This is a genomic window from Lactococcus nasutitermitis (assembly GCF_018403765.1).
In the GTDB taxonomy this organism is placed as follows: Bacteria; Bacillota; Bacilli; order Lactobacillales; family Streptococcaceae; genus Lactococcus; species Lactococcus nasutitermitis.
Genome location: NZ_BOVQ01000006.1, coordinates 49,135 through 69,603, shown reverse-complemented (window position 1 = coordinate 69,603; position 20,469 = coordinate 49,135). Strand labels below are relative to the sequence as shown.

The 20,469-nt window shown below is 41.2% G+C and carries 25 protein-coding genes, 1 tRNA gene and 1 pseudogene; 2 read left to right on the top strand and 25 right to left on the bottom strand.

Translation table 11 applies throughout. From position 1 onward, the window contains the following. Positions 1-155: 155 nt before the first annotated feature. Positions 156-602 (top strand): Hsp20/alpha crystallin family protein, encoded by a 447-nt coding sequence (locus tag KJS36_RS07690; RefSeq protein WP_213536316.1) that lies wholly within the window; start codon positions 156-158, stop codon positions 600-602. Positions 603-640: 38 nt separating this feature from the next. On the opposite strand, the gene KJS36_RS07685 is transcribed toward KJS36_RS07690, so the two are convergent. The 17 genes and pseudogenes from KJS36_RS07685 to KJS36_RS07600 form a co-directional block, all read right to left on the bottom strand. Continuing rightward, positions 641-1,522, bottom strand: coding sequence for an NAD(P)-dependent oxidoreductase (locus KJS36_RS07685; RefSeq protein ID WP_213536315.1), 882 nt, complete (start codon positions 1,520-1,522; stop codon positions 641-643). Position 1,523: 1 nt separating this feature from the next. Next, complete coding sequence (locus KJS36_RS07680; protein WP_213536314.1) at positions 1,524-1,739, bottom strand: hypothetical protein; 216 nt, start codon at positions 1,737-1,739, stop codon at positions 1,524-1,526. Positions 1,740-1,804: 65 nt separating this feature from the next. Next, a tRNA-Leu gene (locus KJS36_RS07675) sits at positions 1,805-1,887 on the bottom strand. A 77-nt stretch (positions 1,888-1,964) separates the two neighbouring features. Continuing rightward, a complete protein-coding gene (locus KJS36_RS07670; RefSeq protein WP_213536312.1) occupies positions 1,965-2,834 on the bottom strand; it encodes an MIP/aquaporin family protein in 870 nt (289 codons plus the stop codon). Between the two features lie 99 nt (positions 2,835-2,933). Next, positions 2,934-3,416 carry a MarR family transcriptional regulator gene (locus tag KJS36_RS07665; RefSeq protein ID WP_213536310.1) on the bottom strand — a complete coding sequence of 161 codons (483 nt, stop codon included), beginning with the start codon at positions 3,414-3,416 and terminating at the stop codon, positions 2,934-2,936. Positions 3,417-3,475: 59 nt separating this feature from the next. Further along, positions 3,476-4,123: an FMN-dependent NADH-azoreductase gene (locus tag KJS36_RS07660; protein ID WP_213536308.1), complete on the bottom strand. Its 648-nt coding sequence runs from the start codon at positions 4,121-4,123 to the stop codon at positions 3,476-3,478. Positions 4,124-4,207: 84 nt separating this feature from the next. Beyond that, the gene (locus KJS36_RS07655; RefSeq protein WP_213536305.1) at positions 4,208-4,996 is read right to left on the bottom strand and encodes a histidinol-phosphatase HisJ family protein; all 789 of its coding nucleotides are present in this window, start codon (positions 4,994-4,996) and stop codon (positions 4,208-4,210) included. Position 4,997: 1 nt separating this feature from the next. After that, positions 4,998-5,654, bottom strand: coding sequence for a bifunctional phosphoribosyl-AMP cyclohydrolase/phosphoribosyl-ATP diphosphatase HisIE (gene hisIE / locus KJS36_RS07650; RefSeq protein ID WP_280520342.1), 657 nt, complete (start codon positions 5,652-5,654; stop codon positions 4,998-5,000). Positions 5,655-5,659: 5 nt separating this feature from the next. Next, a complete protein-coding gene (locus KJS36_RS07645) occupies positions 5,660-6,289 on the bottom strand; it encodes a sugar O-acetyltransferase (RefSeq protein WP_213536301.1) in 630 nt (209 codons plus the stop codon). 44 nt (positions 6,290-6,333) lie between these two features. Continuing rightward, the gene (locus KJS36_RS07640; RefSeq protein ID WP_213536299.1) at positions 6,334-7,119 is read right to left on the bottom strand and encodes an ABC transporter permease; all 786 of its coding nucleotides are present in this window, start codon (positions 7,117-7,119) and stop codon (positions 6,334-6,336) included. 1 nt (position 7,120) lies between these two features. Further along, positions 7,121-7,945: an ABC transporter permease gene (locus KJS36_RS07635; RefSeq protein WP_213536296.1), complete on the bottom strand. Its 825-nt coding sequence runs from the start codon at positions 7,943-7,945 to the stop codon at positions 7,121-7,123. Next, a complete protein-coding gene (locus tag KJS36_RS07630) occupies positions 7,929-8,945 on the bottom strand; it encodes an ABC transporter ATP-binding protein (protein ID WP_280520338.1) in 1,017 nt (338 codons plus the stop codon). The genes KJS36_RS07635 and KJS36_RS07630 overlap by 17 nt, the downstream gene beginning before the upstream one ends. A 112-nt stretch (positions 8,946-9,057) precedes the next feature. Then, on the bottom strand, positions 9,058-9,822 hold the full coding sequence (hisF, locus tag KJS36_RS07625; RefSeq protein WP_213536294.1) for an imidazole glycerol phosphate synthase subunit HisF: 765 nt from the start codon (positions 9,820-9,822) through the stop codon (positions 9,058-9,060). After that, positions 9,819-10,307 (bottom strand): NUDIX domain-containing protein, encoded by a 489-nt coding sequence (locus tag KJS36_RS07620; RefSeq protein WP_213536292.1) that lies wholly within the window; start codon positions 10,305-10,307, stop codon positions 9,819-9,821. The genes hisF and KJS36_RS07620 overlap by 4 nt, the downstream gene beginning before the upstream one ends. Further along, positions 10,304-11,017 carry a 1-(5-phosphoribosyl)-5-[(5-phosphoribosylamino)methylideneamino]imidazole-4-carboxamide isomerase gene (gene hisA / locus KJS36_RS07615; protein ID WP_213536289.1) on the bottom strand — a complete coding sequence of 238 codons (714 nt, stop codon included), beginning with the start codon at positions 11,015-11,017 and terminating at the stop codon, positions 10,304-10,306. Before hisA ends, KJS36_RS07620 begins: the two co-directional genes overlap by 4 nt. Further along, positions 11,014-12,180, bottom strand: a pseudogene (locus KJS36_RS07610) (DNA glycosylase AlkZ-like family protein). Before KJS36_RS07610 ends, hisA begins: the two are co-directional and overlap by 4 nt. Positions 12,181-12,278: 98 nt before the next feature. Further along, on the bottom strand, positions 12,279-12,674 hold the full coding sequence (locus KJS36_RS07600) for a MerR family transcriptional regulator (RefSeq protein ID WP_213536285.1): 396 nt from the start codon (positions 12,672-12,674) through the stop codon (positions 12,279-12,281). Positions 12,675-12,784: 110 nt separating this feature from the next. Between KJS36_RS07600 and KJS36_RS07595 the strand changes: the two genes are divergently transcribed. Further along, the gene (locus tag KJS36_RS07595; protein WP_213536283.1) at positions 12,785-14,245 is read left to right on the top strand and encodes an MFS transporter; all 1,461 of its coding nucleotides are present in this window, start codon (positions 12,785-12,787) and stop codon (positions 14,243-14,245) included. 10 nt (positions 14,246-14,255) lie between these two features. Here the strand turns inward: KJS36_RS07595 and hisH are convergent, their stop codons facing one another. The 8 genes from hisH to hisD form a co-directional block, all read right to left on the bottom strand. Continuing rightward, positions 14,256-14,867: an imidazole glycerol phosphate synthase subunit HisH gene (gene hisH, locus KJS36_RS07590; RefSeq protein WP_213536281.1), complete on the bottom strand. Its 612-nt coding sequence runs from the start codon at positions 14,865-14,867 to the stop codon at positions 14,256-14,258. Next, positions 14,864-15,217, bottom strand: a complete 354-nt coding sequence (locus KJS36_RS07585) for a GNAT family N-acetyltransferase (protein ID WP_213536279.1) — start codon at positions 15,215-15,217, stop codon at positions 14,864-14,866. Before KJS36_RS07585 ends, hisH begins: the two co-directional genes overlap by 4 nt. Positions 15,218-15,290: 73 nt before the next feature. Then, positions 15,291-16,085, bottom strand: a complete 795-nt coding sequence (locus KJS36_RS07580) for a DUF5710 domain-containing protein (protein WP_213536277.1) — start codon at positions 16,083-16,085, stop codon at positions 15,291-15,293. Then, positions 16,045-16,224 (bottom strand): hypothetical protein, encoded by a 180-nt coding sequence (locus KJS36_RS07575; protein WP_213536275.1) that lies wholly within the window; start codon positions 16,222-16,224, stop codon positions 16,045-16,047. Before KJS36_RS07575 ends, KJS36_RS07580 begins: the two co-directional genes overlap by 41 nt. A gap of 101 nt (positions 16,225-16,325) precedes the next feature. Next, complete coding sequence (locus tag KJS36_RS10905) at positions 16,326-16,457, bottom strand: hypothetical protein (protein ID WP_280520337.1); 132 nt, start codon at positions 16,455-16,457, stop codon at positions 16,326-16,328. 1 nt (position 16,458) lies between these two features. Continuing rightward, complete coding sequence (gene hisB / locus KJS36_RS07570; protein ID WP_213536273.1) at positions 16,459-17,058, bottom strand: imidazoleglycerol-phosphate dehydratase HisB; 600 nt, start codon at positions 17,056-17,058, stop codon at positions 16,459-16,461. A 43-nt stretch (positions 17,059-17,101) separates the two neighbouring features. Next, positions 17,102-19,135 carry a DUF6287 domain-containing protein gene (locus KJS36_RS07565; RefSeq protein WP_213536271.1) on the bottom strand — a complete coding sequence of 678 codons (2,034 nt, stop codon included), beginning with the start codon at positions 19,133-19,135 and terminating at the stop codon, positions 17,102-17,104. 29 nt (positions 19,136-19,164) lie between these two features. Continuing rightward, a complete protein-coding gene (hisD, locus tag KJS36_RS07560) occupies positions 19,165-20,451 on the bottom strand; it encodes a histidinol dehydrogenase (protein WP_213536269.1) in 1,287 nt (428 codons plus the stop codon). Positions 20,452-20,469 lie beyond the last annotated feature (18 nt).

The window sequence follows — 20,469 nt, the reverse complement described above, 5'->3', positions numbered from 1 at the left end:
ATTATAAAATATCAGACTAAAGTATGAAAATTAGCACTCTATTGAAAAGAGTGCTAATTTTTGAGTGAAAAAGCTTGACAATCTGACCAATACTGACTATAATAATAAGTGAAAGGTAAGAAAAGACAAAAACCTTTCATAGAGGAGGTATTACAATGTCAAACGATTTAATGAATAGTCAAAATAATTGGATGGATTTCGGAGATGATTTCTTTAACAATTTTGGACGGAATTTCTTCAAAAATGGCTTTGGTTTTCCTGACTCTACCCGTCAGATGACGATGCAAACAGATGTTTCAGAGTCTGACACGGCATATACAGTGAAGATAGACCTACCAGGTTTGAAAAAAGAAAATATCCAAATTGATTACAATGATGGAATCCTTAGTGTGAGTGGTAAACAAGAACGCGAAGATGAAGCTCGCAACGATGCTGGCGAAGTCATTCACAGTGAGCGATATTACGGCAGCTACAGTCGCCAATATAGCTTACCAAATGTTGAACGTGAAACGGTTACCGCAAAATATGACGGTGGTGTTTTAACACTTGAACTACCAAAATTAAAAGTAGATAGTACAGACCACCGTATTGAAATCCAATAATAAATAAAAATCACAACCAATTTGGTTGTGATTTTTATTTATTCAGGACGTTTGCCATCTTTCCACCAGAGTTTTATCAAAGCTTGTGTTCCATCATTTTCAAAGCCTTTATCCGCCAGTTTATCATAAAGTCTTTTGGCTTCTGCTGTTGCGGGTAGTTCAATGCCCATTTTTTCTGCTTCAGCAAGGGCAATACCCAAATCTTTGATAAAATGTTTCACAAAAAATCCAGGTGTGAAGTCTTCTTGCAGGATACGTGGCGCGTAATTGCTTAGTGACCAAGTTGATGCTCCACCTCCGCCAAGCGTTGTAAGTACCTTATCCATATCGAGACCAGCTTTATCTGCGTAGACCATCAACTCAGACATTGCTGTCATTGTACCCGCAATTCCAATTTGATTCGCCATTTTTGTATGCTGTCCCGCACCTGCGCCACCTTGAAGCATAATTGTTTTTCCTGCGATTTCAAAATACGGCAGAACTTGATTATAAGTCGCTTCGTCGCCGCCTACCATAACAGTCAATGTGGCATTTTTCGCACCAATATCTCCTCCAGATACTGGAGCATCTAAACTTTCTGCGCCTAATTTTTTTGCTGCTTCATAAATTTCAACTGCTAAAGCTGGTTCGCTTGTCGTCATATCAACAAAGATTTTTCCTGATACTTCTGCTTTTAAAGCTCCATTCTCGCCAAAATAAATCTCATGTACATCTTTGGGATAGCCGACCATTGAAAAGATAATCTCAGATTGCTCGGCGACATCTTTTGGGGTGTTACAATAAATTGCTCCATTCGCTACTAATTCATCTGTCTTTGACTTTGTTCGATTATAGACATAAAGTTCGTTACCTGCAGTAAGTAAATGTCCTGCAATCGCAGCTCCCATCACACCCGTACCAATAAATCCTATCTTTGTCATCTTATTCTCCCTCTTTCTTTTGTGACTGTCGTTGCATTTTCTCTCGACGACGCAAAGTTTTTATTTTTTGATTACGATAATCAACTAATTTATAATTCTTTAATAATTTTTCTAGTGCTGTTCGTGATAATCCTACTTGATTTGTAAGCTGCGCCAGAGAATGAAAAGGTTGTTCATCAATCATCTTTTGCAGTTGTTCTTTTGTTACTCTATTCATTTTACTCCTTTATTATCCAAAATAAAAAACGATTAGCTTCCCAGCCAACCGACTTTTTTGTGCTATGGGGAAGAAGGGATTTGAACCCTCACACCCTTACGAGTACATGCACCTGAAGCATGCGCGTCTGCCATTCCGCCACTTCCCCAACTTCTTACTATGATACCAGTTTCAGGGAATTTTTGCAAGAATTTGCGCGCTATACATCAGTCATTCAGCATTCTCCTAGTTTTTAAATATAAGCTTAAAAAGTAATGCTGCAAGAACACCACCAACGATTGGAGCAACCACTGGTACCCAAGCATACCACCATTTTGAATCAGATTTATTCTCTCCTAAAACTGATTTTGGTAAAAAGCTATGTACGATACGAGGACCGAGGTCACGCGCAGGATTGAGTGCTGTATTTGTTGCACCACCAAAAGTGATCATCAAACCAACAAATAATATGCCAATCGCCAATGCGCCTACCATTTTGGAAGCTGAAGCTCCTGATATAGAAGCCCATGCTGCACTTGTAAAGTCTGAACCTGATGTAGATTGACCTTGCGAAGCTGCATATTTAGCATACCATTTGATAGACTCAGCACCAAAGAAGTTTGTTGTAAAGCCAAGAATACCAAATACAAAAACAAATGTACCTATTGCTTCATTTACAAAGCCATTTAATACTGCTCTGCCGTGTCTTTGAGGTTCTTCAAGAGCGCTTGTTGTAGCAAAAGCTCCCAAAGTTACTGCCCCATCGTTTGTTTTTACAAAATATTCTTTGTAAATCAAAACAACGAGAAGCTGACCAACTATTGCACCCAAAATTTGCGCAAGAATGTATTGTGCCACGTGCGCCCAAGGGAAAAGTCCTGCTGAAGCCATTCCAAGCGTAATCGCTGGATTTATCTGCCCTCCAGAAACATTTGCAAAAACAAGAACAGGCATCATAATACCAATTCCAAATCCCCAAGCTGCTGCTAATCCTCCAGCACCTTTATTCTTTGAGCCTTTCAAAGTAACTGCTGCAACCGCACCATTACCAAGCAAGACAAGAAACATTGTTCCTAAAAACTCAGAAACATACTTTACCATCCATGAAGCATCCATAATAAGTTCTAATTCCTTTCATAAGTAAGATTAAATAAATGATGTCAACTTACTGAGTGTATCATGTTAAGCTTAAAACTACCTAACACTTATTATTGTTTATAAATTTAACTTTTCTTCAACTTTATTTGCATCTGTTAAAAATTTCAAAATTAAATTTTTTTCTGTTTCATTATATTTATCAAATAAGTTTTCTTCAAAAAGTTGTGTCATTTCTTGGTGCATTTGGTCGTGTATAGTTGCAAATTTTTGTCCTTTTTCTGTCAGTCGATAAAAAATTTTTTTACGGTCATCCGCGGATTGAAAACTTGTGATAAGACTAAATTTTAATAAATTTCTTGTAGCTCGAGTAATACCTCCCCGCGTGACATGAAGTATTTCTGCAAGTTCTACTCCTGTTTTTTCACTAGTGACTAATGCTGATAAGATATGAAAACTGACAACTGATAAGCTACCTGCTTCTTTTTCGGATAGACTATTTTCTAAATGTGTTAAAATCCAGCGCCGTTCATCTGTTGCCTGTTCACGATGATTACGCCACAACTGTAATTGCTCTGCTATTTTTTCGTTTAATAGGTTCATCTTTTAGCCTCTCTTTTTATTATAACATGAAAAATCTCGTCTTTCGACGAGAACTTTCTTTAAAAAGTTTTTCCAAGAGCTTCTGCTTTTGCAAACGTTGCTGCTTTGATTTCTTCGGCACGTTCTGGGTAACGAGCATAACCTTCGACATATAAGCTCTCAGGTGTACCAAGTCCATAAAGGCGCATTGTTGCTTGTAAATAGGCACTTCCAAAATCATGTGAATTGGCTAAAGGCATACCATTTTCATCATGATAATAACCTCCAGCTGCTTGGATATGTAACGCTTTTTTTCCTTTAAGCAAACCTTCTGGACCATTTTCTGTATAACGGAAAGTCTTGCGAGCAACGGCTGTCACATCAATATATTGTTTGAGTTCTGCGGGAAGGAAATGGTTATACATTGGATTAACAAAAACATATTTATCTGCTACGAGAAACTCATCTAAAAATTCTGTGTGTGCTTCAAGTAGTTTCGTTTCAACGGCTGTTAAAGCTTCTGTTGTAAATTTTTGTTTTGTCCATGCGCTAAAAACTTCATTGCTCAAAGCTGGAACAGGATTTTCTTCATCAAATAGGTCGCGTATGATAATCGTATCATTGGGATTTGCTAATTTATAGCTTGCAATAAATTTGTCGGCTGTGGCAAGAGAATAACTGAAATCTGTCGTATGTGGATGTGATAAAATAACTAATAATGTACTCATTTTTTATAAATTCTTCTTTCTTTTTTGTTTACAGTCAACATTATATATTCTTTTTTGTTGTTTGTCAACAAAAAAATCTAAGATTTAAATATCCAGATTTCTTTTTGTAAAGGTGGCTAGGTCAGTAAAGCCTGCTTTTTCTATGAGTTTTCTTGCCTTTTCAAGACTTGTCCAGTCACGTTCCACACTATGAGCATCTGTTCCAAGGGTGATTTTTTCTCCTCCATAGTTGCGAAAAGTTGTGAGGAGATAGTGGTAAAAATCTTGTGTTTGAGGAAGTTGAAAAAGACGTGTATTAATTTCTAAGGCTTTGTTTTTCTTGACTAACGTTTGCAAAATTTCTTCTAAAATTTTGCTATGATGTTGCCAAATAATGCTTTTATCTGGGTAAGGTCCGTAACGAGCGACATAATCTAGATGCGCAAGCGTATCAAAACAGTCAAAAGTTGTGATAGCTTCTAAAATGGCTTCAAAATACTGTTGATGTGCTTCTTTCCGTGGAATTTCATAGTAAGAAGTATCATCGTAAACTTCGATATCATGAATTTCATGAACTGACCCAATCACAAAATCATAAGGACTGGCAGCAACAAATGCTTCAATTTCTTGTTGGTAGTGCTTATCCAATCCCATTTCGAGTCCAATTTTTATTGTGAGTTGTCCAGCAAATTCTTCTTGTAATTGCCCAATGGCAGTGAAATAGCTTGGAACATCTAAGTCAAATTTTAATTCTCCTGGAAAATGAAAATCTCGGTGTTCAGTGAAACAGATTTCGTCTAAACCGTGCGAAATCGCTTCTAATACGTGATTTCTAGGTTCTTCTTCACTATCTGCGGAAAATTTACTGTGACAATGATAATCTAGTTTTTTCATATTAGTCTGCCGTTCGTGTATGAAATTCTTTTTTATTTCCTTGAATTTGATGGCGTTCTTTTGCTTTACTGCGGACTTCTTCAAGTGTGATATCCCGCTGATTGAGGAGGACAAAGAGATGGTAGAGTAAATCATCTACTTCGCCAAGGAGTTCTTCTTTATCAGGATTTTTACTGGCAATGATGACTTCAGCAGACTCCTCACCGACTTTCTTTAAAACCTTGTCAATTCCTTGGTCTAGTAAGTAATTAGTGTAGGATTTTTCTTTTGGATTTGCTTTGCGGTCAGCAATTTGGTCTTCTAATGCTGCAAAAATATCTGTATCATCAAAAGCTTGCACATCATTAAAGAAACAACTGTAAGCGCCTGTGTGGCAAGCAGCACCAATCTGCTCTACAAAGACAAGCAAGGTATCGCTGTCACAATCCAGTTTCATACCTTTGATATGTTGGAAATGCCCTGATTCTTCGCCTTTATGCCAGAGTTTTTGACGGCTACGACTGTAAAACCAAGTTTCACCTGTTGCGAGCATTTTTTCATAAGCTTCTTCGTTGGTGTAAGCGAGCATTAGGACTTGTCGTGTGCGATAATCCTGCACAATGACAGGAATGAGCGCTTGTTTTTCAAAATCGGGTTTCATGATGTTCTTCTTTCTTATTTTGTTTAGTTTTGTTGAGATTTTTTTAAGTGATAATCAGCCATTTTTTGCTGCCAATAGACTTTTTCTTTTTCGTCAATTTGACGGATGATTTTGGCAGGATTTCCTGCGACAATCGTATTTGCTGGGACGTCTTTTGTGACAACCGAAGCTGCACCAATGACCGCATTTTCGCCAATAGTGACTCCTGGTAAAATCGTTGTGCTTCCGCCAACCCAGACATTATCTTTGATGACAATCGGCAAACCAAACTCAAGTTCTGTGTTTCTGACTTTGGCAACTGTGGGATGACCTGCTGTGTAAAGTGCGACGCGCGGACCTAGCATGACATGATTGCCGATAATGATTTTATTGACATCAAGGAAAAGACAATCTAAATTGGCATAGAAATCATCGCCAATTTCTACGTGCCGTCCGTAATCTACATAGACAGGCGGTGTGACAACACTGTTTTTCCCGATTTTGCCAAAAAGTTGCTGGGTGAGTGTGGCTATTTCTGCTTTATTTTCAAACGGTGTCTGATTTAGCTTTTGGGCAATGATTTTTCCTGCAGTTGAGCGGTTTTCGGGTAAAATTCCTCCTGCCAGATAAAGCTCACCTGCGAGCATTTGATTGTAATCAAAATCTTCTATCATCGTTTTCTTCTTTCTGCTTCTATTTTATCACGTCTGTGTTCTTTTTACGACCCTGCGCTTTCGTAGGCTGACAGACCTTTTTGCCACAAAAGTAAGGCTAAAGTCAGAGCAATAATTGACACAATAATCAGTCCGCCAATGTTGAACAAAGGATTGTTGCCCGTCAAGAAATAATGGGCGGGATAGTAGGCAGTGAAGGCAAAGGGAATGATAAAGCTGACAACGAAGCGCACACCGCGGTTGAAAATCGTGAGCGGATACTGTGTGAAATTGTTCATCGAATAAACCAGATAAGTCACGGAATTGGACTGTTTGAGCCAGAAAGCAACGCTTGAAGCTGCAATTTTGATGGCGGTATAGATGAGGGTTGCAAAAGGAATACTGACGATGAATAAAAGTATCTTCATCGCTGTCCAGTCAATGCTTGACCCGCTCGTGATGAGCAAGACAACCCCAATAATGAGCTCGCCCAGCGCATCCAGCTGGAAAACTTCCATCATGACATGAAGGAGCGGGTTCATGGGACGTGTCATGTATTTGTCAAAATCGCCTTTATAGACAAGACGCTGCCCGATAGCCCAGAGATTGTCCGTCAGCAGGTGGTCAATACCGCGCGGAATGAGGGCAAAACCGTAAATGAAATAAATTTGTGAGAGTGTCCAGCCGTGAAGGGACGGAATTTTGCTCATCAAAACACCGATAAAAAGGAGCGAGAGCCCTTGCGTCAGCGAAAATCCGATGAGTCCTGTGATGAAATCTGCCTTGTACTCCATGAGTTGTTTGAAATATTGCTTGATAAAGACACGTTCAAGTCTGAAAAGTCGTTTCATGTTAGCCTCCTTGCACAGTCAAATGACCAATCACGGCGCGCCAGATGATTTTTGAGAGGACGTAGAAAAATAAAGTCCAGAAAACCTGTAAGACGAGCGAAAGTGTGAGCTGTTGCGGGTTGTAACGTCCAAGATAAATCATGATGGGCGTATAAATCAGTGATGCAAAAGGCAAAAATGAGAAAATACTTGCAACAAGTGGCGGGAAAAATGCCAATGGAATCAGACTTCCTGAGAAAAAATTGACAATCGTGCTTTTCATGTTGTTTGCGCCCCAGAGATTTTGAAAAATGAAAGCCGTAAAGCCGAAACAAAGGTCAAAATAATAGCTGATGAGATAGGCGAGCAGACTGCTCATAACAAAAAGCAGGAAATTCCCGAGATGAAAAGCGAGAACATGCGGATGCGTGAGCTGAAAAATCACAATCCCACCGAGCAAAATCACTGTCATAAAGGCAACTTGCATGAGTTTTGCGCCTATTTCCTCGAAAAAATAGGTCAGTGAGTAGTTGACAGGCTTCAAAAGTCGCATCGCAATCGAGCCATCTTTGATTTCTTGTCCGATATTACCACTTGCCCAAGAACTTGTCAATGTCGCCAGATAGAAACTCAAAAAGACGTAAATAATCATCTCAGGTAAGGTAAAACCGCCAAGATTTGGTGAGGTGCTACTGGAAAATACTGCGCGCCAGAGGAAATAGGCGACCAGCGCAAAGGTCGCATCTGCCAGTCTGTAAATTAAAAAATTTCCCTGATAGGCGAGCGATTGCCGATATCCTGCGTGAAAAAAAGGTAAATAAGCTCGTAAATTAGAAAGTTTCGGCATCTGACAAGTCCTCCTTCCTGAAAAAGCGGCGAATGATGTCCTCAATGTCGGCACCTGCGACGGACACATCTTTGACAGGTGCATTCGTCAAAGCTTGTGAAATCAGCTCTGGTGCAGTGATTTGGCTGCTGTCAAATTTGACGGAGACCATTGTGTCATTTTGTGTGATTTTGACAGCTTTGTCAGAAATATTTTCAAATTTGACAGGGACATTTTCTGACAGCTCAATCGTCAGCGTGTGCGTTTTACCGTATTTTTCTTTCAAATTTTTGACAGAACCGTCAAAAATCGCAGCGCCTTTGTCAATCATGAAAATCCTGTCTGACAGAAGCTCGATGTCGTTCAAATCGTGCGTTGTCAGGATAATCGTCGTTTGCTCCTCCGCATTGATTTGCTGAATTGCCTGACGGATATTGTCCTTGACCGCAACATCCAACCCAATCGTTGGCTCATCCAAAAAAAGGACTTTTGGCGAATGCAAGAGACTCGCTGCAATGTCCGCGCGCATCCGCTGACCGAGGGAGAGGGTGCGCACAGGGTCTTTGATGAAATCCTGCAAGTCGAGAACTTCGTTCAGAAAAGCCATTCGCTTGTTGAAACTCGTGTCAGGAACTTTGTAGATTTCTTTCAAGACACCGTAAGTTTCCTGCAAGGGCAAATCCCACCAGAGCTGCGTGCGTTGCCCGAAAACAACGCCGATATCTTTGACGTAGTTTTTCCTATCTTTTTGCGGAATTTTTCCGTTAATTTCACAAAAGCCCGATGTTGGCGTGAGAATGCCTGTCAGCATCTTAATCGTTGTTGATTTTCCTGCACCATTTGGCCCAATAAAGCCTAAAATCTCGCCCTTTGGCACCTCAAAAGTCAAATCCTTGACGGCTTCAAAAATCTCAAACTGTGGATGAAAAAGCGACTTGACAGAACCTGTCAGGCCTGATTGCTTCAGGGTTTTCTTGAAATTTTTCTGTAAGTGATTGACCGTAATCATGTTTTCAACCATCATTGCTCCTTTGCTGATTAGTGTCTGTCTTGACTTGTCAAGATAGAACTGATAGGCCTAGTCTATCAGAAAAATTTTTTGACAGTTCTGTCAAAAATAATATTCATCAGTTCTACAAGCGCCGTGCCGGAATCCCATTTTCCTGCATGGCATTTTTCACTTCATCAACCGTTGCTTCGCCGTAATGGAAAAGGCTGGCGACAAGTGCTGCATCAACATTTGTTTTTTCAAACACATCGACAATATCGGAAATACTGCCACAACCACCACTTGCAACGACAGGAATATTAACCGCATCACAAACGGTATTGAGCTGGGCAATGTCATAGCCCGATTTCGTGCCGTCTTTGTCCATGCTTGTGAGCAAGATTTCGCCTGCGCCGAGACTTTCGGCTTTCTTGACCCAGTCAATCAGATCAATGCCTGTGTCCTCGCGTCCGCCCTTGACATAAATCGTCCAATGTCCGTCAGGCTGCTGCTTTGCATCAATCGCCACAACGACACACTGCACACCGAACTCGGCTGACGCATCCGCAATCAGCTGTGGATTGGCAATCGCAGAGCTGTTAATCGCGACTTTATCTGCCCCCGATTGCAAAATGTGCCTGAAATCCTCAAGCGTGCGAATGCCACCGCCTACAGTCAAGGGAATACTGAGCTCTCTTGCCGACCGCGAAATCAGCTCATAAATCGTCGCGCGATTTTCGTAAGTTGCCGTGATGTCAAGAAAGACAACCTCATCCGCCGACTGGTCTTCATAGCGCTTTGCAAGCTCCACGGGGTCACCAACCGCCTGCAAACCGACGAAATTGATACCTTTTACCACTTGCCCGTCCTTGATGTCCAGACAGGGGATAATTCGTTTTGTGAGTGTCATAGTTTTTCCTTTTCATTTTTTGCAAATGCCAAATAATCCGCAATCGCTGTGCTGAATTTTTTGTTAAACAATTCTACTGTCAGATTTTTCAAATCGACCCAACGCAAATCCTCCGTCTCTTCGTCACGATAGGTCAAATCAACCGTCCCATGCAGATTACAAATAAACCAAATATCAATCGGCTGCGCTACATCACCATTCGGATAGGTAAATTCACGCCAATTATAGGTGCCAAGCTGTCGAACAATCTCAAACTCTCGAATCTGCGTTTCCTCAAAAATTTCACGGTGCAAGGCTTCTTCAAAACTCTCTCCCAACTCAATGCAACCGCCTGGAAAGCCCCACAAATCAGAATCTCCACGTTGTTGCATCAGCACTTCACCCTTTTCATTGCGAATTAGCGCCACCACAAAATTCATAAAAACTTTGTCATGCCCGACTTTCGAGCGGAGCCACTTGATATAATCTGGCTTTCCTTCTGTCATTTGAAGACACTTTCTAGGTCAATTTTCCCTTCGTAATAAGCTTTGCCGACGATAATGCCGTAAAAGTCGGATTTCTGTGCTTGTTTGATGTCGCTTGCATCTTTGACACCACCTGAAACAACGAAATTTAACTTTGTTTCGCAGGCAATTTCATCGTAGAGTGCAAAATTTGGTCCTGTCAGCGTGCCGTCTTTGGAAATATCTGTGATAACTGTCGTTGTCACACCGATTGCTTCAAGCTCATGCAAAAAGTTCAAATAGGGTGTACTGGAAGTTTCGAGCCAGCCGCTAGTCGCGACTTTGCCATCTTTGATGTCAACGCCGACGACGATTTTCTCTGCCCCATATTTTGCCAATGCAGCTTTCAGGAAGTCGGGATTTTTAAGGGCTGCTGTGCCTAGAATCACGCGCGTAAGCTTGACGTCATCAAGATAAAGCTTAAGCGTTTCGAGGTCACGAATCCCACCACCGAGTTCTATTTTGAGATTGGTCGCTTGTTTAATCTTGCGAATGGTTGCGAGATTTGCTGTTGTACCTGCTTTGGCGCCGTCGAGGTCAACGAGGTGCAGATATTCTACACCCATTGCTTCAAATCGTGCAGCGAGTTCTTCTGGCTTGTCGCTGTAAATCGTTTTCTGGTCGTAGTCGCCCTTGTATAGGCGGACGGCTTGACCATTTTGCAGGTCAATCGCGGGGATGATGTGTGTCATTTTGTATCCTTTCTGGTAAATCTTTGGTTATATCGTGCAACTTCTTTTTCTATCTTCGCTCGGATTTCTGCTGTATCGTAGCTTTCATTTTCAAACCAAAGCTTTTTGATTTGAAGCTTGTTCTTTCGAGATTTATCACGGTCGGGTTCTAAGCGACCAATAAAGCTGTCGCCGTAGAGAATAGGCAGCACATAATAGCCAAAAAGTCGTTTTTCGACAGGCTTGTAAACCTCCCACACGTAGTCAAAATCGAAAATTTCTTTGATAAATTTTCTGTCCCAGATGAGATTATCAAGTGGGGCGATAAATCTGAGCTGATTGTGTGTTTCATCATCTGCACAGATTTTCACAAGTTTCTGATAATTTTCTCTGGTCAGATAAAGTGGTGTTTTCAGGTCTTCCACAGTAATTTTGACAATTCTGTCAAATTTTTCGAGACGTTCGAGGGCAATTTTTCGATCTGTCAAAAAATGTCCTTGCCAAGATGCGCCATTTTTTGCCCAATAAGCGCCCAGTCCTGACAAACGGCGCAGGACATACCAGTCAAGGAAATCGTCAAAGTTGTCAAAAGCATTTTCTTGCGGTAAATGGGCTGAACTTTTGTAGAATTTCCGACGTTCGTTGCGCTCAGCGATGACAGCTTCGCCTTTTGACCAGAGATAGCTCAGGGCAATGTTGCCAAGGTTAGCAGAGCCCCAGCGGCTTGTAGTCGATTTTCCAAGTTGGAAATCTTGGGCTGAAAGGGGAATATCGCTTGTGGCGAGTTTCTTTTTAACCTCTTCAATCAAGGCGAGTGCATCATCTTGCTTACGATAGCGAATCGTTGCAAGTGCGCCATTGCCAGAAGCTTCACGAATGTTGGCAAATGCCGCCCACTCCTACGTCGGGTAAATGCTGAACTCTTTGTCCCAGCCCTCCATGAGCTTGCCGTCGCTGTAAAGTAGCTCGCGGAGCAGCTCAGGGCGATAGTCAGAAATCCGACTCGCAAGGATAATGTCAGGATTTGTCCCGATGATATTCAGCGGGTCTTGCTGAAGACTGGCAACGTGGGTAATATAAGCCAGAACACCACTTTTTCCTCTGCCAAAGTTGTCCAGCTTGTCAAGTCCGTAATGAGAAATGAGAAAATGACGAATTTGTTGCTTAGTAAATGTTGTTTGCATGTGTTCCCCTTTGTCATTTTTGACAGAAATTTTTTGACAGTTTTGTCAAAAATTATGTGTTGAAATTATCTTCCTAATCAGCAACAAATTCAAGGCTATCAATTTTTAGCAGCTTGCAACCATTCATTTTCCAAGCGATAGTATTGACCAGCGGGATTTTCTCCTTGATAACAGCCGATTTTGAACTCTAAAAAGTCTAGTGTTTGTTGTAATTCCTCAATTTGCATTTGAATTTTCTGCTGATTTTCTTTCAAAATGTTCAAATGAATCTCACGCGCTTCAGGTGTATCTACAATTTTTTTCACATCATCAACAGGAACGCCAGCTTTGCGATACTGGACAATACTATAAATTTGACGCAAGGTTTCATCGTCAAAAGTCCGAATGCCTGAATGTGTACGTGGGGCTTTATACAGTCCTTTTTGTTCATAAAAACGAAGTGTCGGTGCTGATATACCAAGACTTTCAGCGATTTTAGAAATATGTTTAGCCATGTTATTCTCCAAATTTTCCATAAAACATTTAGTATCTGTTGCTTGACTTCAAGTAACTTTAACTTTGTATAATATGGATATATTAACAAAAAGAAAGAAGATTTTCAAACATGAATGAACAGCAAAAAAAGCTGAGTACACGGGCGTTTTCGCTCTCTACAGTGATGGCAGGTCTTGAAGGAACGATTGTCGCAACGGCGTTGCCCTCCATGATGGCTGACTTACACGGCATTCAACTCATGAGCTGGGTGGTCACGATTTTCATGCTGACACAAGCCGTCACAAGTCCTATTTGGAACAAACTTTCTGAACGTTTTGGTTTCAAAGAAATGTTTATTACTGGCACGAGCCTTTTTATTATTGGTTCTTTATTTGAAGGAATGTCTGTCAATATGCCTATGCTGATTGTTGCACGTGCCTTTATGGGAATTGGTGCTGGTGCGATGCAACAACTTCCTTACGTGATTTTTGGACACTTATTTGCTGCGAAAGACCGGCGACGAGCGATTGGGAAATTGGTCGCTTCTTATTCACTCGCTGCGATTGCAGGGCCTCTTGTGGGCGGACTCATCGTTTCTCTCCTTGATTGGCGCTGGGTTTTCTTCATCAATATTCCTATCGGACTTTACATGATTTCTCAAATTGCGCGTCATTTTAAAATAGATTTGCATTTGGCAAAACAAGCGATTGATTATCTTGGTGCTTTTTTATTAAGTCTGATGGTCATTGGGATTATGCTTGCTTTTCAGATGATGGGAAACCTTGTCATTAACTGGAAAGTGATTAGTTTTTTGCTTATTGGCGCTTTTCTCTTGCTCATTGCTTTTGTTTTTGCAGAAAGTCGGGCGCAAGCTCCGATTATCCCATTGCTTCTTTTTAAAAATCCATCACTCATGGCTAAAAATGCGTTGACTTTCTTGACTTTTGGTTTCTTTGCTTTTTATACCAACTATCTTCCGACTTGGGGACAAGGCGTTGTCGGTGTCACAGCTTTAATCGGCGGTTTGATTTTGATACCAGGTTCACTGTTACTCATGCTGGGTGCGCGCTCGGCTGGCTGGTTGACCGAAAAACTTGGCGAAAAAATGGCGGTCAGCTTTGCAGTTGGTTTAATGGCTGCGGGAGCGTTGGGACTTATCCTATTGCCCGAGACAGCTTCTATCCTTTGGCTCTTCATTTTAGGAGGAATAATGGGACTTTCAGCTGGACTTGTCAATCCTGGTATGACTGTCGCCGTACAAGAATCCGTGGAAATAGAGCATTTGGGCGCTGCGACTGCGCTCAACACCCTCATCCGAACTTTAGGAGCAACGATCATTCTCTCTGCGATGTCCGTTGCACTCAATCAAACATTTGTAGCGGCTATCGCTACCGATAAACGGCTCACGCTCAACTTTATCAATAAAATAGCTGATAGTAATGCGCTGAAAAGTATTCCGTCAAATTTAATAGTTCCTTTACGGCAAGTTCTTTTTGATGGTCTGCATAAATTAGCTTGGATAAGTTTTATTTTGTTACTTTTGACGCTTGTAATTAACATCATAGACCCCTGGAAAAAAGCTCAGAGATAGATAGTTTGAGTTATTTTTCTATTATTTCTTTGAAAGCTGTCAAAATCTTATGTCCGACTTCGCCTGATTTTTCAGGGTGAAATTGACAGCCGAGGACATTATCACGTCCGACAATTGCGGGTATGGTCATGTTTCCGTAAGTGGTCGTCGCGATAAGTTCGTCTGACGGGCAATTTGCTTGGTAGGAATGAACGAAATAGGCTTCGTCTCCCTCTGTGATTTTTGACAGAAGTGAATGATTGGGTTGATTAAATTTCAACTGATTCCAGCCCATGTGGGGAAGCTTTTCGTCCGTTCTGATAGGGTCAACCGTACCTGTCAACAGTCCGAGACCTTGTGTTTTGCCATTTTCCGTGCCTTCGTCAAACAGCACCTGCATCCCAAGACAAATACCAAGAAACGGCTTGCCTGAAGCGGCTTCTGCTTGCAAAAGTTCAACTAAGCCAAATTCCTGTAGATTTTTCATGGCAATGGGAAAAGCGCCAACGCCTGGTAAGACAATGGCGTTCGACTTTTTGATGATTGCTGGGTCTCGTGTGATAGTGGTTTCCATGCCGAGCCGTGCGAATGCTGCCTCTACGGACTGGAGGTTGCCGACATTGTAGTCGATGATACTAATCATAAATTCTCCTTTTCAAAATAACTGATATTCTCGCGGTCTTCAATATGCTTAAAACCGCATTTTTTCATGTAAAAATAATGATTTCGCGTGGAATAGACTGGCGTTGAAACACACCAGCGCTGCGCAGGAAATTTATTTTCCAAACAATTCCAAATTTCTGAGCCGTAGCCTTTATTTTCTAAATCAACGGCAACAAAGAAAGATTCCAGTTCGTTATATTCCTTTCCAAGATGAACACAAGCCGCTGCAATCGATTTTTCATTTTCAAAAATCGCAAAACTCAGATTCTCTGGATCGAGGAAGCGGATGTAGACCTTTGAAATTTCATGGTGTGATTGCTCCTTTTTCAAACGTTGTCAGATGGACAAATTGATTCTTGTCAAATTTGACTCTTTATCATAAGTTTTTAGTACAATGTATCATCTAGCCGAACATATCATTTCCATAAACTTTATTTGTCTCCAAATCTATAATTCTACTTATTCTTTCATGATAATTTATCGGTGAATTAGGGTAAAAAATTGAATCAGAACTCATGCTAAGTTCCCTATCATCATGATAAAACCTAATAATATAGGCTTGAAGTTTTTCGTTATAATAATAACTAAATGGTCCTTCTAATTCATCATAGGTATCAAAATCCCCTAACAATGCATTACAATTATCACATATATTCGCAAAATATTTCTTATTGGCCGTTTTAGAATACCTATACTGGCAATTAAATTTGTCTGATAATATTCTTATAGCTTCCTGAGGAAGGTTTCCTGAAATTGGAATAACAATCATATCATCATGATTTATGTAATATTCGAAATTATCAGGAATAAAGTTATCTATTGCATATGCATAAATTGGCACTTGCCGATGGCATTTCCAACATTCTCTTTTCCCTTCAAGAATAAAAGCGTAATCGTATATAAAGACAGCATCATCAGTGCCTGTCAACCATTTTTCAAAGTTACTAGGATTCGCATTTTCGTCTATTTGCCATTTTCTCTTCTCTTTGTCCCACCAAGCTCCAAGGCGCTTCGCCTCATCTTTTTCTGAATATGGTACTTCTAAATATACACCAAGAAAGTCATTTTCTGTTGTGTTTTTCCAAAATTCTTTCTTCATTTTATCCAAAATTTCTTCTGTCTTTCTAAATAGTCGTTCTAATTTAATGTTAGTTTTGTCAAATTTGATAAAGCTGCAAAATCTCGCTAACCGTTTCATCGGGTGTTTTACCCGTCCTATCAAATTTGACAGTATTTATTTTCTCATACCTTAGCAAATAGCTAAGCGCTCCCGCTAAACTGTCAAGATTGCGACCGTTGTCTGTCAAAATTCTATCAATAATTTCCTGCTCGTGCATGATTCAAGTGAATACGACATTTTCAATCTGCATATTCGTCAAAAACTGTTTCAGCAGAAAGGCAATATTTTTATCCACCATGTTGATAGTTTCTTCATTGACTACAAAAGGTGCAAGTCCCAAGCCCAATCGCCGTCAAAATAAACAGCATTCGACAGTTTATCCGCTGAATTATGTCCAACAGTCGTCTTTCCAATTCCCATTGGTCCACCAATCAGATAAAGATTTTTCATTTCACAAAATTCCTTTACTGCTTGGTACTTCGTTTTTCTTCTCCTCATCAATCCGCACAGCTTCTTTGAGCGCACGGGCATAGCTCTTAAACATCCCCTCGATGATATGGTGCGTGTTCTTACCATAATGTGCGTTGATGTGCGCCGTAATGCCCGCGTTGTAGCTCAGCGCACGGAAAAATTCCTCGGTCATTTCGCTGTCATAACCGCCGAGCTTGGGATTAGCAAACTCTGGCGTGTTAAAAACGAGATAAGGGCGCCCGCTGATGTCGAGGCTGGTCGTGACCAGCGCCTCGTCCATGGGAATCGTGAAACTGCCGTAACGCGTAATCCCGCGCCGCTCGCCAAGCGCCTCGTCGATACATTTGCCCAGCGCAATGGCAATGTCCTCGGTTACGTGGTGCGGGTCCATGCCCACCGTTTCGTGGTCGCCGTGCGCCGTCAGCGCGATGTCCATATCGCTGTGAAAAGCGAGGAGCGTCAGCATGTGGTCAAGAAAACCGATACCTGTCGTGATGTCAGCTTGCCCTGTGCCGTCAAGATTGACGCTAAGCGTGATTTGTGTTTCTTTTGTGTTTCGGGTGATTTGTGCTGTGCGCATGGTATTCTCCTTATGTTATGATAATTTTTTGTTTAAATAGATTTTAGCCTCTTACTTTATCTAGTCGTGCTTGTAAACTTGTTTTAGTTGTTGCTTCCCAACTTTGTGTGAGATTATTGATGGAGACTTGGGCAGTTTGGACGGAAGAAGTGATTGTTGCTTGGTCAGCTGTTGAAATAGTGGGCTGAGGTGTAGAATTCACTTTATAATAAGCAGATTTTGAAGGCATATAAACCCATGAACCAGCTCCGTCTCCGATAACTATTCTATCTTTTGTTGAATCTGAACTATCAGATTTTGCATCAGATGAACTTCCACTTTGAAAGGCGCTAATCGGTAAAGTCTGGCCTTTTGAAATAAACCAGATTCCTCCATCTCCAGCTCCACTATAATTATCAAACATGATTAACAAAGTATTAGAGGAGAACTTCCCAGGTAGTATATAAAAACTACCGCTAGTTCCATTTTTACTAGTATTATGAGGTTCAAAATTTCCTATCAAGGTCGTGGTTATAGTCATTGATTCACCTGCATTATTTTTCCAAGTACCTAAAATACTACTAAAATCTCCTTGTGCAATCTGCTGCAAATTCATACTTTGTGATTGTGCAGCTTTCTGCGCATTTGCTTCCGCATCTGATTTTGCTTTCTCTGCTGCGGTTACTGCATCTGTCGCTGCTTTCACATCTGCCTGTCCAGACTGTATTTCTGCGCTAAAAAGTGGATTGCGAATCACTTCAATTTCTTTGCTTAAGTTCAAAAACGGTGAACCTGCTTCAAGATAGGTCACAAAATCAAGTTTTCCTGAACCAGAGAAGCTGTTATCTCCAGTCGTCGAAAGTTTGCCAGAAACAGTTGCTTTTCCTTCAAAACCAACTTTTGCACCAACTGTGAACAAATCTGCTAAATAAGCGGTCAAATTAGGTCCAATTTCAAATCCAAAGGCACCATCTGCTTGACCGTCAAAAGCAAGCGAAGCCTGGGGAACAGCATTGTTATAAGACATTGAAATTCCTTTTTGTGGCGTTGCGCTTACTTTTACTGCTGGACTGAATGACGTAGCTTCACTGGCAGTTACTTTTGCACTGGCGTTCATGTAGGAGTTAATTGTTACAGAAACAAAGGGAACTGGTGTGTCATAAGTGAAAAGTTTATTTTTAATCTGACTTTTTGCAGTTGCCTTCAAAGTTGCTGTTAAATTTTGGGATATGGCTAAAGAATTTTGAACTTCAATAGAATCATTGTTTGAATTCCAAAAATCCAAGTTCACATCAAGCTGAAAAGAGCCTGAGATATCTGCACTACCTTTGATTGTTGCACTATAAGATTTGTCATTATCTTTTGGAAACTGAAGGGTTGGGATTTCAGCATGAACTAGTTTTGTTGTCTTGTTGTCACCGATTTGAAAATCAGTTGGTTTAAGCGCATAGTTTTGAGTACGTGTTGTTGTTAGCTTGTCGCCAGTGATTTCACCTGTGTGAATTTTCAGCGAGTTTAATACCTCTTGGATTTTAGCAGTTTTAACTTTTGCCGAGATTTTTCCATTTTGTTCGGTTAAGCTCGTGATTTTGAATGCTAAGCCGTTAGGATTAGTGCTGTCTGGCGGAATAACAACCTTATCACCCTTATCAAACTGAAAAATTGAGTTAAAAGTCAGCGTTTGTCTATTTGAATTGTATGCGACATTGTTTGTCTGGTCAAGATAAGCCGCTCCAGATCGAATGGACATCTGCACGGTGTTTTTTGGTGTTGATAGCTCCAAGCTGCTTGAACCATTATTGCTCGTCACAAGTTTTCCGTTTTTATCCGCTTGTAAAGATAAATTCAACTCATTCGTAGTAATTTGATATTTTTTGTTTGGTATCAGATGTGTAAAAAACTGTCCATAAGCATCCGTCCGAATATTCTGCCCAGCGATTTGAACTGTTTTATCTACATATACTTTCCCTGCCTTATCCTTGATAACACCTGATACTGCAACTGTTGGTTGGTTGAATAGATACCAACTAATCCCTATTGTTATTGCTATTATAAATGCGGTGATGATACTGGATATGATGATTATTCTCTTTAACATATATTACTCCTGTTATTGGTTAGATTATTTTATTCAAACCTTACCTTTATGCTATTGGCGTGACCTGTCAATCCTTCAGACTTGGCAAATGTTTGCACGTCGTCTTTGAACGTTTCAAGCACAGATTTTGGATAATAGCTATAAGCAGAATGTTTCACAAAATCGTAAACACCAAGAGCAGAGTAGAATTTCGCCGTGCCACCTGTCGGCAGGACGTGGTTGGTGCCACTCATATAGTCTCCGAGCGGTTCTGGCGTGTATTCGCCAAGGAAAATGCTACCTGCATTTTTGACAAATGGGAGTTTCGCGAGAGGTTCGTCGGTCAAGATTTCCAAATGCTCTGGTGCGAGGTCATTGCTAACGTCAAAGGCTTCTTCAAGTGTGTCAACGACAATCGCCGCACCATAGTTTGAAATACTGCTTTCAATGATTTCACGACGTTCAAGCGTTACGACTTGACGGTCGAGTTCTGCATTGACCTTATCAACAAGCGCGTCAGACGTGGTCACCAAAATCGCGCTGGCGAGCTTGTCATGCTCAGCCTGCGCCATCAAATCTGCCGCGACATATTTCGGATTGGCAGCTTCATCTGCGATGACGAGGACTTCGGACGGCCCTGCAATCATGTCAATATCCACCGCGCCGTAGCAGAGCTTTTTCGCTGTGGCGACAAAAATATTGCCCGGCCCCACGATTTTATCGACTTTTTTGATGGACTGAGTGCCGTAAGCCACTGCTGCCACACCCTGCGCACCACCAACTTTGTAAATAGTATCCACGCCCGCGACTTTCGCCGCTGCAAGAATGACAGGATTGACCTTGCCGTCAGATTTGACGGGCGTGATGATGACAAGCTCAGGAACACCCGCAAGCTTGGCAGGCACGGCGTTCATCATGACGGTCGAAGGGTAAGCGGCTGTGCCACCTGGCACGTAGAGTGCAACACGCTGCAAGGGACGAACAATAGATCCCAAAATCTCGCCGGATTCTTTCGGCAATATCCAGCTCGTTTCCAGCTGGTGCGCGTGATATTCTTCAATTTGTGCTTTTGTACGTTCCAAAATGCGGAGATAGTCCGCGTCCACCTGTGCCAAGCCTTCGTCAAATTCTTCGGGTGTTACCGTTAGCGTTGACGAGGTAAGTTTTGCGTCGTCAAATTTCTCGGCGTAGTTGAAAAGTGCGGCATCGCCATTTTCACGAATGTCTGCGATGATTTTTTCCACACTGTCTGAAACTTCTTTAGAAACGGAGGCTTTGCGCCCTTGAAATTTTTCTGCGATGTCTGCTGTGAATGCAAGTTTGTTTAGTAATGTCATTTTATTTTTCCTTATCTT